The sequence below is a fragment of the Trabulsiella odontotermitis genome, assembly GCF_001188485.1.
GTDB lineage: Bacteria > Pseudomonadota > Gammaproteobacteria > Enterobacterales > Enterobacteriaceae > Trabulsiella > Trabulsiella odontotermitis_A.
The window spans coordinates 1-14,437 of the sequence record NZ_JNGH01000121.1 but is presented as its reverse complement, the minus strand read 5'-3'; the positions used below and the strand labels follow the sequence as shown (position 1 = coordinate 14,437).

At 58.2% G+C, this 14,437-nt stretch carries 11 protein-coding genes and 5 pseudogenes; 9 read left to right on the top strand and 7 right to left on the bottom strand.

Translation table 11 applies throughout. From position 1 onward, the window contains the following. Both GM30_RS22010 and nikA read right to left on the bottom strand, forming a co-directional pair. Positions 1–411 (bottom strand): annotated as a pseudogene (locus tag GM30_RS22010) (nickel ABC transporter permease subunit NikB); the annotation flags it as partial. Then, a complete protein-coding gene (nikA, locus tag GM30_RS22005; protein WP_049850330.1) occupies positions 411–1,982 on the bottom strand; it encodes a nickel ABC transporter substrate-binding protein in 1,572 nt (523 codons plus the stop codon). The gene nikA and the pseudogene GM30_RS22010, both read right to left, overlap by 1 nt. Positions 1,983–2,538: 556 nt before the next feature. Between nikA and GM30_RS22000 the strand changes: the two are divergent. The 7 genes and pseudogenes from GM30_RS22000 to arnF all read left to right on the top strand — a co-directional run bounded on the left by GM30_RS22000 (position 2,539) and on the right by arnF (position 9,531). Continuing rightward, positions 2,539–3,577, top strand: a pseudogene (locus GM30_RS22000) (UDP-4-amino-4-deoxy-L-arabinose aminotransferase). 1 nt (position 3,578) lies between these two features. Beyond that, positions 3,579–4,429 (top strand): annotated as a pseudogene (arnC, locus tag GM30_RS21995) (undecaprenyl-phosphate 4-deoxy-4-formamido-L-arabinose transferase). Beyond that, the gene (gene arnA / locus GM30_RS21990; RefSeq protein WP_049850329.1) at positions 4,426–6,411 is read left to right on the top strand and encodes a bifunctional UDP-4-amino-4-deoxy-L-arabinose formyltransferase/UDP-glucuronic acid oxidase ArnA; all 1,986 of its coding nucleotides are present in this window, start codon (positions 4,426–4,428) and stop codon (positions 6,409–6,411) included. The pseudogene arnC and the gene arnA overlap by 4 nt, the downstream one beginning before the upstream one ends. Beyond that, on the top strand, positions 6,408–7,310 hold the full coding sequence (gene arnD / locus GM30_RS21985; protein ID WP_049850328.1) for a 4-deoxy-4-formamido-L-arabinose-phosphoundecaprenol deformylase: 903 nt from the start codon (positions 6,408–6,410) through the stop codon (positions 7,308–7,310). The genes arnA and arnD overlap by 4 nt, the downstream gene beginning before the upstream one ends. Continuing rightward, positions 7,282–8,768, top strand: a pseudogene (locus GM30_RS21980) (4-amino-4-deoxy-L-arabinose lipid A transferase). The gene arnD and the pseudogene GM30_RS21980 overlap by 29 nt, the downstream one beginning before the upstream one ends. Then, complete coding sequence (gene arnE / locus GM30_RS21975) at positions 8,765–9,103, top strand: 4-amino-4-deoxy-L-arabinose-phosphoundecaprenol flippase subunit ArnE (protein WP_049850327.1); 339 nt, start codon at positions 8,765–8,767, stop codon at positions 9,101–9,103. Before GM30_RS21980 ends, arnE begins: the two are co-directional and overlap by 4 nt. A 47-nt stretch (positions 9,104–9,150) precedes the next feature. Further along, positions 9,151–9,531: a 4-amino-4-deoxy-L-arabinose-phosphoundecaprenol flippase subunit ArnF gene (gene arnF / locus GM30_RS21970; protein ID WP_049850331.1), complete on the top strand. Its 381-nt coding sequence runs from the start codon at positions 9,151–9,153 to the stop codon at positions 9,529–9,531. On the opposite strand, the gene GM30_RS21965 is transcribed toward arnF, so the two are convergent. Next, positions 9,528–10,577, bottom strand: coding sequence for an AI-2E family transporter (locus GM30_RS21965; protein WP_049850326.1), 1,050 nt, complete (start codon positions 10,575–10,577; stop codon positions 9,528–9,530). The genes arnF and GM30_RS21965 overlap by 4 nt on opposite strands. 129 nt (positions 10,578–10,706) lie before the next feature. On the opposite strand from GM30_RS21965, the gene GM30_RS21960 reads away from it, so the two are divergent. Further along, positions 10,707–11,927, top strand: coding sequence for an MFS transporter (locus tag GM30_RS21960; protein ID WP_049850325.1), 1,221 nt, complete (start codon positions 10,707–10,709; stop codon positions 11,925–11,927). Here GM30_RS21960 and GM30_RS21955 read toward each other — a convergent pair whose 3' ends face one another. Together GM30_RS21955 and GM30_RS21950 are read right to left on the bottom strand one after the other, a co-directional pair. Beyond that, the gene (locus GM30_RS21955; RefSeq protein WP_049850324.1) at positions 11,928–12,485 is read right to left on the bottom strand and encodes a DcrB family lipoprotein; all 558 of its coding nucleotides are present in this window, start codon (positions 12,483–12,485) and stop codon (positions 11,928–11,930) included. A gap of 73 nt (positions 12,486–12,558) precedes the next feature. After that, positions 12,559–13,224: a 7-cyano-7-deazaguanine/7-aminomethyl-7-deazaguanine transporter gene (locus GM30_RS21950; protein WP_049850323.1), complete on the bottom strand. Its 666-nt coding sequence runs from the start codon at positions 13,222–13,224 to the stop codon at positions 12,559–12,561. 169 nt (positions 13,225–13,393) lie between these two features. Between GM30_RS21950 and tusA the strand changes: the two genes are divergently transcribed. Further along, a complete protein-coding gene (tusA, locus tag GM30_RS21945) occupies positions 13,394–13,639 on the top strand; it encodes a sulfurtransferase TusA (RefSeq protein WP_049850322.1) in 246 nt (81 codons plus the stop codon). 6 nt (positions 13,640–13,645) lie between these two features. Here the strand turns inward: tusA and GM30_RS28100 are convergent, their stop codons facing one another. Both GM30_RS28100 and GM30_RS28095 read right to left on the bottom strand, forming a co-directional pair. Next, a complete protein-coding gene (locus GM30_RS28100; RefSeq protein WP_420802284.1) occupies positions 13,646–13,942 on the bottom strand; it encodes a hypothetical protein in 297 nt (98 codons plus the stop codon). A 13-nt stretch (positions 13,943–13,955) separates the two neighbouring features. Then, positions 13,956–14,325, bottom strand: a pseudogene (locus GM30_RS28095) (HAD family hydrolase). Between the last annotated feature and the right edge of the window lie 112 nt (positions 14,326–14,437).

Below are 14,437 nucleotides of genomic sequence, written 5' to 3'. Positions count from 1 at the left end.
GAGACGAACGGCGAAGTCTGGCAGGCGGTCGCGATGGCGCGCCGCCAGAATGCCGAGCGGCACGGAGGTGCACAGAATCAGCAGCAGCGCCGCGCCAGTCAGTTGCAGCGTGGCAGGCAGGAAATGCAGCAGGTCATCAAGCACCGGGCGCTGCGACGCGTAAGAAACGCCAAAATCAAGGTGCAGCGCGCGCCACAGCCAGTCGACATACTGTACCGGTAATGCTTTATTCAGGCCGAGCAGCTCTCGTGTCGAGGCGATCATCTCCGGCGTCGGCGGCAGGTTCGACAGCCGCAAGTAGTCCAGCGCCGGGTCACCCGTTCCCAGTCGCAGCAGCAAAAAGATAATCGCTGACGCGGCGAGGAGTATCGGGATGAGCAGCAGCACGCGGCGCAGCATAAATCGTAGCATCATGGCGTTACCGGGTGGATCTGCTCAAACGGGATCTCGCTGGCGACAGGCAAAAACGGGATCTTGCCGAGCGCCGGACGCGACACGGACATCAGCGAGGCATAGCTTATCGGCAAATACACTGCCTCGTTGTGCAGACGTGTCAGCACATCACGGTAGAGCTGCTGACGGCGGGTTTCGTCGGTGGTGGTAAGGATTTCGCCGATCTCGCTGTCGATAAGTTTCTTGTCCGGCAGCCCCTGCTGTGCCTGGAAATCAGCATGCGACGGCACGCGCATCGAACTTAAATAGGCGTGCGGATCGTACGGTGCGCCCCAGGTGCGGCTAAAAATCATGCCGAAGCGGCCATCGCGCTGGCGGGCATCAATACTGCTCTCTTCTTCACCCGCCATCGTCACGTCGACGCCCACCTGACGCAGGTTTGCCTGAATGATTTCCGCCATCGATTTGCTGAGCGCATCGGTGCCCATAAAGGCCAGTTCTATGGTCAGCGGCTGGCCGTCTTTCTGGCGGATGGTTTTTCCGGCAGGCAGCATCCAGCCCGCCTGCTCCAGCAGTTCAACGGCTTTTTTCGGATCGTACTGGCGCGGTTTCAGCGGAAGGTTGGCGTAGGGCACTGACGGAGAAAACAGGGTATCTGCGACCTTTTGCGTGCCGTACAGCGCGCTGTCGATCAGCGTTTTTTTGTCGACGGCATAGTTCAGCGCTTCACGCACGGCCAGCTCACGCGTTGGCCCTTTTGCGGAGTTCAGCGCCAGCAGGATGGTTTCCATCGAAGGTGACAGCGCGGTGTGATACTCCGGCTGATGGCGGAAGCGCTCAAAGGTATCGAGCGGCAGCAGCCCTTCGTCGCCGTACAGCAAATCTACTTCGCCCGCTTCAAACGCCACTGCACGGCTGGTAGGGTCCGGGATCACCTTGAGGGTGATCTGGCGAATAGCGGGCTTCTCGCCCCAGTAATTGTCGTTACGTACAAACACGTCGTACTGATTCATCCGCGACGCTTTTAACACCCACGGCCCGGTACCGATCGGTGCCTTGATGCCAGACACCGTACCGCCCGCGTTGAATTGCGACGGGGCAATAAAACGGAAGGGGCGAGGCAGGGCGAGTTCTTGCAGGAAAGGGTAGTAGGCGCTTTTCAGGGTGATTTGCAGCTGCTGTGGGCTCAGGGCTTTAACATCAACAATCTGATTGGTCAGTTCCAGCCAGGCGTGTCGCGGGCGATTCGCCAGGATCGCCGTAAAGTTGGCGACGGCGGCGTCGGCGTTAAACGGTTCGCCGTTGGAGAAACTCACATCATCGCGCAGCGTAAAGATCCAGGTTTTGCCGTCGTCTGAGTGGGTCCAGCTTTTCGCCAGCCAGGGTTTCACACTGCCGTCCGCCTGATATTTCACCAGTGGTTCATACACCATGCTCTGAGCAAACATCTGGTTTGGGGTATAAAGATGCGGATTGAGCGGCCCGACGTTGACCGGCCAGGCGGTGGTCAGTTCATCAGGCGCGGCAGCGTTTGCCAGCAACGACGTGCAGGCCAGCAGCGCCAGAAGGAGTGAGCGTAGAGTAGACAATGGATTCGCCTCTGCGAAAACAGGGTTCAAAGTATGATGATTTTAATAATTCATCATACTTTTGACGTAATCTGGATCAAAGCAGGAGTAGATAGGCATTCTTTTTTAACGCAAATTATTCTCGTGCTCCTCCTCAGGAAAGAGTGTGGCGATATTTCAACGTCAACGAAATAAAACTGACATAAAGCGAATATATTCTTGTTTTTCCTCGCGATGGCAACAAATCTAAAAAGTTCAATAAAAAACAGGATCGTTTAATGGCCGTTTAATATTGTGATCCTGCTCGTGTAAACCGCGATGTTTTTATTCTTTTCTTAATCTTTTATTTCGAGTAACTCACTGTATTTTAATAAATTATAAAAATTTATAAGTTGCACGTCGCTTTTCTTAAGCTTGTCCTAATCTTACGCCTTTATATTTCACGCTAGTTGATGTTTCGTTGATTAAATACCGCATCGGCGTCGTTTCCATTTTCATTTTGTTTAACTTATCAGGCGCACGATGGCGTGATCGGTTAAACCAGAAACCCCGTACCCTTTACAGGTAAGGAATAAAGATGAGTGATTTTTTGCCATTCTCGCGCCCCTCAATGGGAGAAGCGGAATTTGCCGCACTCAAAGAGGTGTTGCAGTCCGGGTGGATCACCACCGGGCCGAAAAATCAGGCGCTTGAAGAGGCGTTTTGTGCGCTGACGGGAAACCGACATGCCATCGCGGTAAGTTCGGCAACGGGTGGCATGCACGTCACGTTGATGGCGCTGGGCATCGGGCCGGGCGATGAGGTGATCACCCCGTCGCAAACCTGGGTCTCGACGCTGAATATGATCGTGCTGCTCGGCGCGACACCGGTGATGATCGATGTCGATCGCGACAACCTTATGATTACCGCGGACGCGGTTGNCCCGTTGCCGACCGCCACGGTATTCCGGTGATTGAAGACGCCGCTCACGCTGCCGGAACCTACTACAAAAACCGTCACGTTGGCTGGCAGGGCACGGCGATTTTCTCCTTCCACGCGATCAAAAACATGACCAGCGCGGAAGGCGGCCTGGTGGTCACCGACGACGACCAGCTGGCTGCGCGCATTCGCAGCCTGAAATTTCACGGTCTCGGCGTTGATGCTTACGACCGCCAGACCCACGGCCGCGCGCCGCAGGCAGAGGTGATTTCACCAGGCTATAAATACAATCTTGCTGACATCAACGCCGCGCTGGCGCTGGTGCAACTGGGGAAACTCGGGCAGGCCAATCAGCGCCGCCACGAAATAGGGCGGACACGCCCTTCCAGCCACTGGCCGTTCCTGAATGGAACCACCTGCACGCCTGGCACCTTTTCATCATCCGCGTGGATGAAACGCGCTGCGGTCTGAGCCGCGACGCGCTGATGGAACAGCTGAAAGCCAACGGGATTGGCACCGGGCTGCATTTCCGTGCGGCGCACACGCAAAAGTACTACCGCGAACGCTTCCCCGACCTTTCACTGCCGAACACCGAGTGGAACAGCGCCCGCATCTGCTCAATTCCTCTTTTCCCGGATATGACTCATGACGACACAACCCGCGTCATTGCCGCACTCCATCAGCTTGCAGGGCATTGATATGTTTAGCTATCCCCCCGTCCAGAAAGTGTCGGTGGTTATTCCTGTTTTTAACGAGCAGAAGGCAGCCACATCGTCGCCGTGCTGCTCAACCGCAACTACGGCCAGCATTCGGCGATCATGGCGGGCTTCAGCCACGTCACCGGCGATCTGATTATTACGCTTGATGCCGATCTGCAAAACCCGCCGGAAGAGATCCCGCGCCTGGTGGAAAAAGCCGACGAAGGCTATGACGTGGTCGGTACCGTGCGTCAGAACCGCCAGGATTCGTTTTTTCGCAAAACCGCGTCGAAGATGATTAACCGCCTGATCCAGCGCACCACCGGCAAAGCGATGGGTGACTACGGCTGCATGTTGCGCGCCTACCGCCGCCACATCATTGACGCGATGCTCAACTGCCACGAGCGCAGCACGTTTATTCCGATTCTGGCGAACACCTTCGCCCGCCGCGCCGTGGAGATCCCGGTGCTGCATGCCGAGCGCGAGTTTGGCGATTCCAAATACAGCTTTATGCGGCTGATTAACCTGATGTACGACCTGGTGACCTGCCTGACCACCACGCCGCTGCGCTTGCTGAGCGTTTTCGGCAGCGTCATTGCGCTGCTGGGGTTTGCGTTCTCCATCGCGCTGATCGTGCTGCGCCTGGCGTTAGGTCCGCAATGGGCGGCGGAAGGGGTGTTCATGCTCTTCGCCGTACTGTTCATGTTTATAGGCGCCCAGTTTGTAGGAATGGGCCTGCTGGGTGAGTACATCGGGCGTATCTACAACGATGTGCGTGCTCGTCCCCGTTACTTTATTCAACGCGTCGTCCGTCAGGGCGAGACGGTATCTCAAGAGGAAGATCGTTCATGAAAGCAGTTGTATTCGCTTATCACGATATGGGTTGTGCGGGTATTCAGGCGCTTCTGGACGCCGGATACGATATCGAGGCTATTTTTACCCATCCTGATAACGCCAACGAAAATCACTTTTTCGGCTCCGTGGCGCGTATCGCCGCCGAGCAGGGCATTCAGGTCTATGCGCCGGATGACGTGAACCATCCGCTGTGGATCGAACGTATCCGCGCCATGAATCCGGACGTGATGTTCTCATTCTACTACCGCAACCTGCTATGCAACGAGATCCTGTCAGCGGCCCGTCTGGGGGCGTTTAATCTGCATGGTTCACTGCTGCCAAAATACCGTGGCCGCGCGCCGCTGAACTGGGTGCTGGTCAACGGTGAAAAAGAGACCGGCGTGACGCTGCACCGCATGATTGCGCGTGCCGACGCGGGCACCATTCTCGCTCAACATCGCGTAGCAATTGATGACGCGGACGTCGCGCTGACACTGCACCACAAGCTGCGCGAAGCGGCAACCTCGCTGCTGCGTGAAGTCTTGCCGGCGATTCGCGAAGGGTATTTTACCGAGACGGCGCAGGATGAAAGCCAGGCGACGTACGTGGGTCGCCGCACGCCGGAAGACGGGCGTCTGGACTGGGACAAACCTGCGGCAGAACTGCACAACCTGGTGCGTGCGGTCTCCGATCCGTGGCCGGGGGCGTTTGGCTATGCCGGCGCCAACAAATTTATCGTCTGGAAATCCCGTCTGCATACCGACATGCGTAACGCGAAGCCGGGCACCGTACTGTCGGTCGCGCCGTTGATTGTCGCCTGTCGCGATGGCGCGCTGGAGATTGTCACCGGGCAGGCCGATCATGGCGTCTACATGCAGGGCGGCCAGCTGGCGCAGGCGCTGGGCCTGGTGGCGGGCGCGCTGCTGAGCAGTAAACCGGTGGTGGCCATCAAGCGCCGCACGCGGGTACTGATCCTCGGCGTGAACGGGTTTATCGGCAACCATCTGACCGAGCGCCTGCTGGCGGATGACAACTACGAAATTTACGGTCTGGATATCGGCTCTGACGCCATCAGCCGTTTCCTCGACTGCCCGCGTTTCCACTTCGTTGAAGGCGACATCAGCATTCACTCCGAGTGGATTGAGTATCACATCAAGAAATGCGACGTAGTGCTGCCGCTGGTGGCCATCGCCACGCCCATCGAATATACCCGCAACCCGCTGCGCGTATTCGAACTGGATTTCGAAGAGAACCTGAAAATTATCCGCGACTGCGTGAAGTACAACAAGCGCATCATTTTCCCGTCGACCTCAGAAGTGTACGGTATGTGTACCGATAAACATTTCGATGAAGACACCTCGAACCTGGTGGTCGGGCCGATCAACAAACAGCGCTGGATTTATTCCGTCTCCAAACAGCTGCTTGACCGGGTGATCTGGGCATACGGCGACAAACATGGCCTGAAGTTTACCCTGTTCCGTCCGTTTAACTGGATGGGGCCGCGTCTCGACAACCTGAACGCCGCGCGCATCGGCAGCTCCCGCGCCATTACGCAGCTGATCCTCAACCTGGTGGAAGGCTCGCCGATCAAACTGATCGAAGGCGGCAAGCAGAAACGCTGCTTTACGGACATCAGCGACGGCATTGAAGCGCTGTTCCGCATCATCGAAAATAAAGAGGGGCGTTGCGACGGGCAGATTATTAACATCGGCAACCCGGACAACGAAGCGAGCATCAAAGAACTGGCGGAGATGCTGCTGGAAAGCTTTGAACGCCACCCGCTGCGCGACCGCTTCCCACCGTTCGCCGGTTTCCGCGAAGTGGAAAGCAGCAACTATTACGGCAAAGGATACCAGGACGTGGAGCACCGCAAGCCGAGCATCCGCAACGCGAAGCGCTGCCTGAACTGGGAGCCGGTGGTCGGAATGGAAAAAACCGTCGACGAAACGCTGGACTTCTTCCTGCGCACCGTCGAACTGACGGACGAAAAAGCCTCATGAAGAAAGTCGGCTTACGCATCGATGTGGACACCTTTCGCGGTACCCGCGAAGGGGTTCCCCGCCTGTTGACGCTGCTGCGGCAGCACGACATTCGCGCAAGCTTCTTTTTCAGTGTGGGACCGGACAACATGGGGCGCCATCTCTGGCGCCTGTTGAAGCCAAAATTTCTCTGGAAGATGCTGCGTTCGCGCGCGGCATCGCTCTATGGCTGGGATATTTTACTGGCAGGCACCGCCTGGCCCGGACGCAGTATCGGCATCGGCAATGCGCGCATTATTTGTGATGCGGCGAAGGAGCATGAGATTGGGCTGCATGCCTGGGATCATCATGCCTGGCAGATGTGGAGCGGCGTCTGGTCGCAGCCGCGCATGGAGGTGGAAATCGCCCGTGGCCTGCAGGCGCTGGAAGCGATCATCGATCGTCCGGTGACCTGTTCGGCGGTGGCGGGCTGGCGTGCTGACCAGCGCGTGGTGAAAGCGAAAGACGCGTTCGGTTTCCTCTACAACAGCGACTGTCGCGGCACGCAGCCGTTTTTGCCCCGGCTCGACAACGGCGGAACGGGAACGGTACAGATCCCGGTGACGCTGCCGACATGGGACGAAGTGGTGGGCAGCACGGTCAGCGCTGATGAATTCAACCGCTATATTCTGGATTGTATTCATCAGGATAACGGCGTGCCGGTCTACACCATCCACGCGGAAGTGGAAGGGATTATTGGCGCGCCGCAGTTTGCGGACCTGCTTGCGCAAGCGAAACAGGAAGGGATCGCCTTTTGCCCGCTCAGTCAGATGTTACCGGACAGCTTCAGTGCGCTGCCGGTGGGCGAGATTGTGCGTGGAGAGATTGCGGGCCGGGAAGGCTGGCTTGGGTGTGAACATTTACGGGATCCCGGTTTATGAAATCACTGCGCTATGGCNGCCTCATTGCCGTCTGCTGTGGCAGCCGGACGAAACCCGCTATGCCGAGGTCAGCCGCGAAATGCTTGCCTCCGGCGATTGGGTGGTGCCGCACCTGTTAGGGCTGCGCTATTTCGAAAAACCCATTGCCGGCTACTGGATTAATTCTATCGGCCAGTGGCTGTTCGGCGATACCAATTTCGCGGTGCGCGTTGGTTCGGTGTTTTCCATCACCCTGACCGCGCTGCTGGTGGCGTGGCTGGCGTGGACGCTGTGGCAGGACAAGAAAATCGCCGTGCTGTCGGCGGTGATTTTTCTCACCGCGTTGCTGGTGTACGGCATCGGCACTTACGCGGTGCTCGACCCGATGATCACCCTCTGGCTGANGTGATTGTACAAAAACGCTGGCGCGAGGTGCTGACATACGGCTGGCTGGCGGTGCTGGTCTGTATTCTCACCGTCCTGCCCTGGGGACTGGCGATTGCCCAGCGCGAGCCGGATTTCTGGCGCTATTTCTTCTGGGTTGAGCATATTCAGCGTTTCGCGAAGAGCGACGCCCAGCACAAAGCGCCGTTCTGGTATTACCTTCCGTTCCTGATTGCCGGCAGCCTGCCGTGGGTGGCGCTGCTGCCCGGTGCGCTGAAACGCGGCTGGCAGGATAAAAACGGCGTTCGCGCGGAGTTTTATCTGCTCGGCTGGGTGGTGATGCCGCTGCTGTTTTTCAGCATCGCAAAAGGCAAACTGCCAACCTATATTCTGCCGTGTTTTGCGCCGCTGGCGATGCTGATGGCGCGCTACGCGCAGGACGCGGTCGTTCGCGGCAGCCGGGCGCTGAAGGTCAACGGCGGCATTAACATCGCGTTCGGGTTAACTGGCCTGGTGGCGGTGCTGGTGGTGTCGCCGTGGGGTGTGCTCACACACCCGGTGTGGACGCCAATCGAACTGTATAAATGCCTGCTCGCCGCCATTGCGTTTGGCGTCTGGGCGCTGATGGGCTGGCTGGCGATCAAGGATGGCGTACAGCGCTGGGCACTGGCAGCCTGCTGCCCGCTCGGGCTGGCGCTGCTGGTCGGTTTTGCCATTCCGGATCGGGTAATCGACGGCAAACAGCCGCAGTTTCTGATCGACATCGTCAATGAATCGCTGACGCCCAGCCGCTACGTGCTGACTAACGAGGTCGGCGTCGCGGCCGGGCTGGCGTGGCAGCTTAAGCGTAACGATATCATCATGATGGGCATGCGCGGCGAACTGGAGTATGGTCTGTCGTATCCGGAAGGAAAATCCCGTTTTATCGACAAATCCGGCTTCAGCGCCTGGCTGGAACAGCACCGCCAGCAGGGGCCGGTTTCGCTGGTGCTGAAACTGGAGAGGGGGCAAACCATCGCCGAACTGCCGCTGCCGAAGCCCGATAATGTGTACATCATGGGGCGGATGGCCTTTATACAGTATCTGCCGCAATGACGGCCTGGATCTGCCTGGTGCTGGCGAGTTTGCTGAGTTGCCTCGGTCAGCTGTGCCAGAAACAGGCCACGCACCCGTCGAAAAGCGGGTCGCGCGGGCGGCATATTGCGCTCTGGCTGGGGCTGGCGCTGCTGATGCTCGGCGGCGGCATGCTGCTGTGGCTGCTGGTGCTGCAGCGCGTTCCCGTCGGCATCGCCTATCCGATGCTGAGCCTCAATTTTGTCTGGGTGACGCTGGCGGCACGTTTGCTCTGGCGTGAGCCGGTGGCGTTTCGCCACTGGACGGGCGTTGCGTTGATTATTGTCGGCATTGCGATTCTGGGGAGTAGCGTCTGATGGGCATTATCTGGGCGTTACTGAGCGTGGTGCTGGTCAGCGCNCTGATGGGCATTATCTGGGCGTTACTGAGCGTGGTGCGGGTCAGCGCGGCGCAGCTGACGCTGCGCCATGCGATGTTGCTGCTTCCCCCGGCGGCCTCGCCGGAGCTGTTTCTGCAGCATCTGCTGCACGCGGCACCCGGAACGCTGCCGCTTTTCGTCGGGCTGCTCGGGTATCTGGCCTCAATGGTGTGCTGGTATTTCGCACTCCATCGTCTGCCGCTTTTTCGCGCTTATGCGCTGCTGAGCTTCAGCTATATTCTGGTCTGGTGCGCGGCCATCGCGCTGCCCGGCTGGCACGAGCCGTTTTCCTGGCGCGCGCTGCTCGGCGTGGTGGTGATTGTGGCCGGGGTGATGATGATTTTCACCCCGCCAAAACGCCGCTAGCCGGGCAGACGGCTTTTCGGCCGCCCCGGCCCGAGCAGGATCGCCATTTTGCTGCCGCCGGTGGTGGTCTCCATCCAGATTTTACATACGCTGGTGAGCGGTACCGACAGCAACATGCCGACCGGTCCTAACAGCCAGCCCCAGATCAGCAATGACAGGAACACCACCAGCGTCGACATGCCCAACCGGTGCCCCATCATGCGCGGCTCGACGATATTTCCCAGCACCATATGCACGGCAAAGAACAGCGCCCCCACCATCAGACACTCGTAATAACCGTTGAATAAAAATGCCTGAATCATCGGCGGGATGGCGGAAAGCACCGCGCCGATATTTGGCACGTAGTTAAGCAGAAACGCCAGTACGCCCCACATCAGCGCGAACTGGATATCCAGCAGCGCCAGTCCCAGCCAGACAATCGCCCCTGTCCACAGGCTGAGCAGCGTTTTCAGCGCCAGATAATGCGATACCCCTTTCAGTGCCCGGTGCAACCCGGCGATGTGGATCTGCGGCTGCGCGAGGGCAAAACGCAGTTTGTAGGGCACGTGGCGCACTTCGAACAGCATAAACACCACGGTCATCATCAACAGCAAAATGCTGGCCATCGCCCCGGACAGCCCGGCCATCATGGTGGTGGCGAAGGCCATCATTTTGTCAGAATCGATGCGCTGCAGCAGCCGTTCGGGCGACATGCGCAGGTGCAGGAAGGGCAGCGTTTCCTGAATATCAATCAGCTTACGGGTCAGCTCCTTGTTGTACTTCGGCATCATCGCAACGAATTCATTGATGGAGGCCGCCAGCACCCCCACCAGCGCGGTGAGAACGCACAGCATCACCAGCACCACAATAGTAATCGCTACCGGGCGCGACAGGCCGCGGCGGATAAACCACCTCACCAGCGGGTTGAGGATAATGGCGAAAAACAGCGCCATCAGTAGTTGAACGATGATATCGGCGGCGGCGTGAATGCCTGCAAGAATAACGACAAGCGAAGCCAGTTTGAGCAAGATGTGTAATCCCGCTTTATCGGGAACAGTGGAAGTCATGGCAGAGTCCTTTACGGTTGTCGCCATTAAGTGTAGCGGCTCATTGCGGGCTTACTGTCTGAAAATCGGTGCGAAAACGCGTTTTCTCATGCAATAATGAAACACCGTTGTAAGAATCTGGGTAACGCTATGCCTGAGCCCGTCGCGGGGCAAGAGCTGACTGGCTTGCGCCTCAACTTACGCATCGTCTCTGTTGCGATTTTCAATTTTGCCAGCTACCTCACCATCGGCCTGCCGCTGGCGGTGCTGCCCGGTTACGTTCATGACGTGATGGGGTTCAGCGCTTTCTGGGCGGGGCTGGTGATCAGCATTCAGTATTTCGCCACGCTGCTCAGCCGCCCGCATGCGGGGCGCTATGCCGATCTCCTCGGGCCGAAAAAAGTGGTGGTGTTTGGTTTGTGCGGCTGCTTTCTGAGCGGCGTCAGCTACCTGCTGGCCGCGTTCGGCAGCGGCTGGCCAATCCTCAGCCTGATGTTGTTATGCGTCGGGCGGCTGATTCTGGGCGTCGGTCAGAGCTTTGCCGGTACTGGCTCCACGCTGTGGGGCGTCGGCATGGTCGGGTCGCTGCATATCGGACGGGTGATTTCGTGGAACGGTATTGTTACTTACGGCGCGATGGCGATGGGTGCGCCGCTCGGCGTGATTTGCTATCAGTACGGCGGTTTGCACGGGCTGGCGTTGACCATTATCGCCGTGGCGCTGGTGGCGATTCTGTGTGCCCTGCCGCGTGAAGCGGTGAAAGCGAGCAAGGGTAAACCGATGTCGTTTCGCGCCGTGCTTGGTCGCGTGTGGCTGTACGGCATGGCGCTGGCGCTCGCCACCACCGGTTTTGGCGTGATCGCCACCTTTATCACCCTGTTTTATGACGCCAAAGGCTGGGACGGCGCGGCCTGGGCGCTGACCTTTTTCAGCGCGGCGTTCGTCGGGACGCGGCTGCTGTTCCCCAACGGTATCAACCGTCTTGGCGGGCTGAACGTGGCGATGATCTGCTTCGCGATTGAAATTGTTGGCCTGCTGCTGGTGGGCGTAGCGGAGTCGTCGCTGGTGGCGAAAATCGGTACGTTCCTCGCAGGCGCAGGCTTTTCGCTGGTTTTCCCGGCGCTTGGCGTGGTGGCAGTGAAAGCGGTGCCGCAGCAAAATCAGGGATCGGCGCTGGCGACCTACACGGTGTTTATGGATATGTCGTTGGGGATAACCGGACCGCTGGCCGGGCTGTTGATGGCCTGGGCGGGCGTATCGATGATTTATCTGGCGGCGGCAGGACTGGTGATCGTGGCGCTGTTGTTGGTCTGGCGGTTAAAAAAACGGCCCCCGGTCACTGAACCGGAGGCCGCATCGTCATCGCGTTAATTACTGGATGACGAGGGTGTTGATGATGTTTTCCGCTGCGGTCTGCGCCTGCTGCTGGTTGTCGGCAGGCAGCGTGACCTGCATGGTCAGCAGTTTGCCGTCAACTTTACCCAGCACCACGGAAGAGTAAGCCGTTTGCCCTTTGGCAGAAATAATGCTGTCGAGCTGCTGCAGCGTGTGGCCTTTCAGTTCGATGGATTTGTTGGTCACGACCTGAAGCTGCGGATCGCGGTTGCGTTGCTGTTCTTCCAGACGCTTCGCCAGCATGGACAACTCTTCTTTCGTGTCGTCGCCCACAATGACGATGACCGCTTTCTGCCCGGTAGCATCAGAGTAGACGTGCATATTGTTGGCTTGCGTCCCCAGCTTGCCGCTCTGGTCGGTCATATCTGCTGGCAGAGAAAAAGTGAGTTTGCCGTCCAGCAGGCTGACCGGCTGACCGGACGCGTTGCTTTCAGCATTCGCCCCCTGAGCAGGCGCTTTCGTGTCGCTGTTATCACAGGCCGCAAGCCCCATTACCAGCAGGCCAATACCGACATACTTAACCAAATTGCGCATTGACATCTTCCTTTCGATAAACGGCCATTAATGGCTCATTCAGATATCTTATCACAACCGCACACGCGAAATTTTACCCTGCCTGCAATGGTGACAAATCAGATTTATCTGCCAGCCTTTTCAACAGCATATTCAGCAGAACGCCGTACATCGGCAGGAAGAAAATTATGCTGATAAGCACCTTGAAGCTGTAGTCGACGAGGGCGATTTCCACCCAGTGCGTGGCCATAAACGGGTCCGGGCTGCGCCAGAAGGCGATGAAGAAGAACGCGAGCGTATCGCTGATGTTGCCGAACAGCGTAGAGGCGGTCGGTGCCAGCCACCAGTGGCGGCTCTGGCGCAGTCGGTTAAAGACGTGGACGTCAAGAATTTGCCCCAGCGCGTAAGCCATAAAGCTGGCCGCCGCGATACGTGCCACGAACAGGTTGAAGTTGCCGAGGGCGGCAAATCCCTGCCATTCGCCCATATAAAACAGCGCCGACACCACATAGGAAATCAGCAGCGCGGGCACCATCACCGCAAAAATAATGCGTCTGGCCAGCGGCGCGCCGAAAATGCGCACGGTTAAATCGGTGGCAAGAAAGATGAAAGGAAAGCTGAACGCGCCCCAGGTGGTATGAAAACCGAAAATGGTGATCGGCAACTGCACCAGATAGTTACTGGAGGTAATCACCAGCAGATGAAATAGCGAAAGCCAGATCAGCGCGTTTTTGCGCTGCATTAAAGAAAACGTTCTCATTGTTAACCTTTTTAGTCGTTGGGGTGAGGGAACCCAATATATTTCGAGGCAGGATTGTACTGCGTTCTTTGCGGGGATCAATGGCTAATTTTCACGCAATCGTTAACCTGACTTGCATCAGGAAAGCGGCGGCGTAAACTAGTGCCGTTTTTTACCACGTGAGATAATAATGACCGATTCGTTCTCCCGCCCTGACCACACGCTTGATGCGCAAGGGCTCCGCTGTCCTGAACCTGTGATGATGGTGCGTAAAACCGTGCGTACGATGCAGATCGGCGAAACGCTGTTGGTTATTGCCGACGATCCGGCCACCACCCGCGATATCCCCGGTTTTTGTCGTTTTATGGAGCACGAACTGGTAGCGCAGCAGACCGACGCGTTGCCGTATCGTTATCTGCTGCGCAAAGGCCATTAACGGACGTTACGCTTTCTGTCGTAATAACCGCAATGCGTTAGCGGTCACCAGTACCGTCGCGCCGGTATCCGCCAGCACCGCCAGCCATAGCCCGGTGATCCCCAATAATGTTGTGACGAGGAAAATCGCCTTCAGACCCAGCGCGATCGCGATGTTCTGACGGATATTGGCGTGGGTGGCGCGGGCGAGGCTTATCATCTGCGCCAGCCCGGTCAGGCGGTTATGGGTGAGCGCGGCGTCGGCGGTTTCCAGCGCTACGTCGGTGCCGCTGCCCATCGCAATGCCAATGGTTGAGGCTTTCATCGCTGGCGCGTCGTTAATGCCGTCGCGCCCCCGCCGTGACTTTATCGGCAGGCAACAGTCCGGCACGGAAATCGAGCCCCAGCTCACCGGCAATCGCTGCCGCCGCGCGCGGGTTGTCGCCGGTTAAAATCACACCCTGGACGCCAAGCTGATGCAGTGCAGCCACCGCCTCACGGGCATCGTCGCGCAGCGTATCGCGCATCGCCAGAATGCCGAGAAGTGCGCTGTCGCGGGAGACGAGCACCACCGTCTGCNNCTTCCTGGACAATTGCCTGCGCCAGCGGATGGCTGGAGCCCTGTTCAACGGCGGCGGCCAACGCCAGCAGATCGTTTTCAGCAATGCCATCGGTCGTGACAATCGCGGTAACGCGCGGTTTACCCACCGTCAGCGTGCCGGTTTTATCAAATGCCACATGGCGGATGCGGCCCAGCTGTTCCAGCGCCGCGCCGCCTTTAATCAACGCGCCGCGTCGTGCGGCGGCCGCGAGCCCGGCG

Coding starts and splice junctions, on each gene's coding strand:
- arnA (WP_049850329.1), top strand. CDS start 4,426: ATGAAAGCAGTTGTATTCGCTTATCACGATATGGGTTGTGCGGGTATT.
- arnD (WP_049850328.1), top strand. CDS start 6,408: ATGAAGAAAGTCGGCTTACGCATCGATGTGGACACCTTTCGCGGTACC.
- arnE (WP_049850327.1), top strand. CDS start 8,765: ATGACGGCCTGGATCTGCCTGGTGCTGGCGAGTTTGCTGAGTTGCCTC.
- arnF (WP_049850331.1), top strand. CDS start 9,151: ATGGGCATTATCTGGGCGTTACTGAGCGTGGTGCGGGTCAGCGCGGCG.
- GM30_RS21965 (WP_049850326.1), bottom strand. CDS start 10,577: ATGACTTCCACTGTTCCCGATAAAGCGGGATTACACATCTTGCTCAAA.
- GM30_RS21960 (WP_049850325.1), top strand. CDS start 10,707: ATGCCTGAGCCCGTCGCGGGGCAAGAGCTGACTGGCTTGCGCCTCAAC.
- GM30_RS21955 (WP_049850324.1), bottom strand. CDS start 12,485: ATGCGCAATTTGGTTAAGTATGTCGGTATTGGCCTGCTGGTAATGGGG.
- GM30_RS21950 (WP_049850323.1), bottom strand. CDS start 13,224: ATGAGAACGTTTTCTTTAATGCAGCGCAAAAACGCGCTGATCTGGCTT.
- tusA (WP_049850322.1), top strand. CDS start 13,394: ATGACCGATTCGTTCTCCCGCCCTGACCACACGCTTGATGCGCAAGGG.
- GM30_RS28100 (WP_420802284.1), bottom strand. CDS start 13,942: ATGAAAGCCTCAACCATTGGCATTGCGATGGGCAGCGGCACCGACGTA.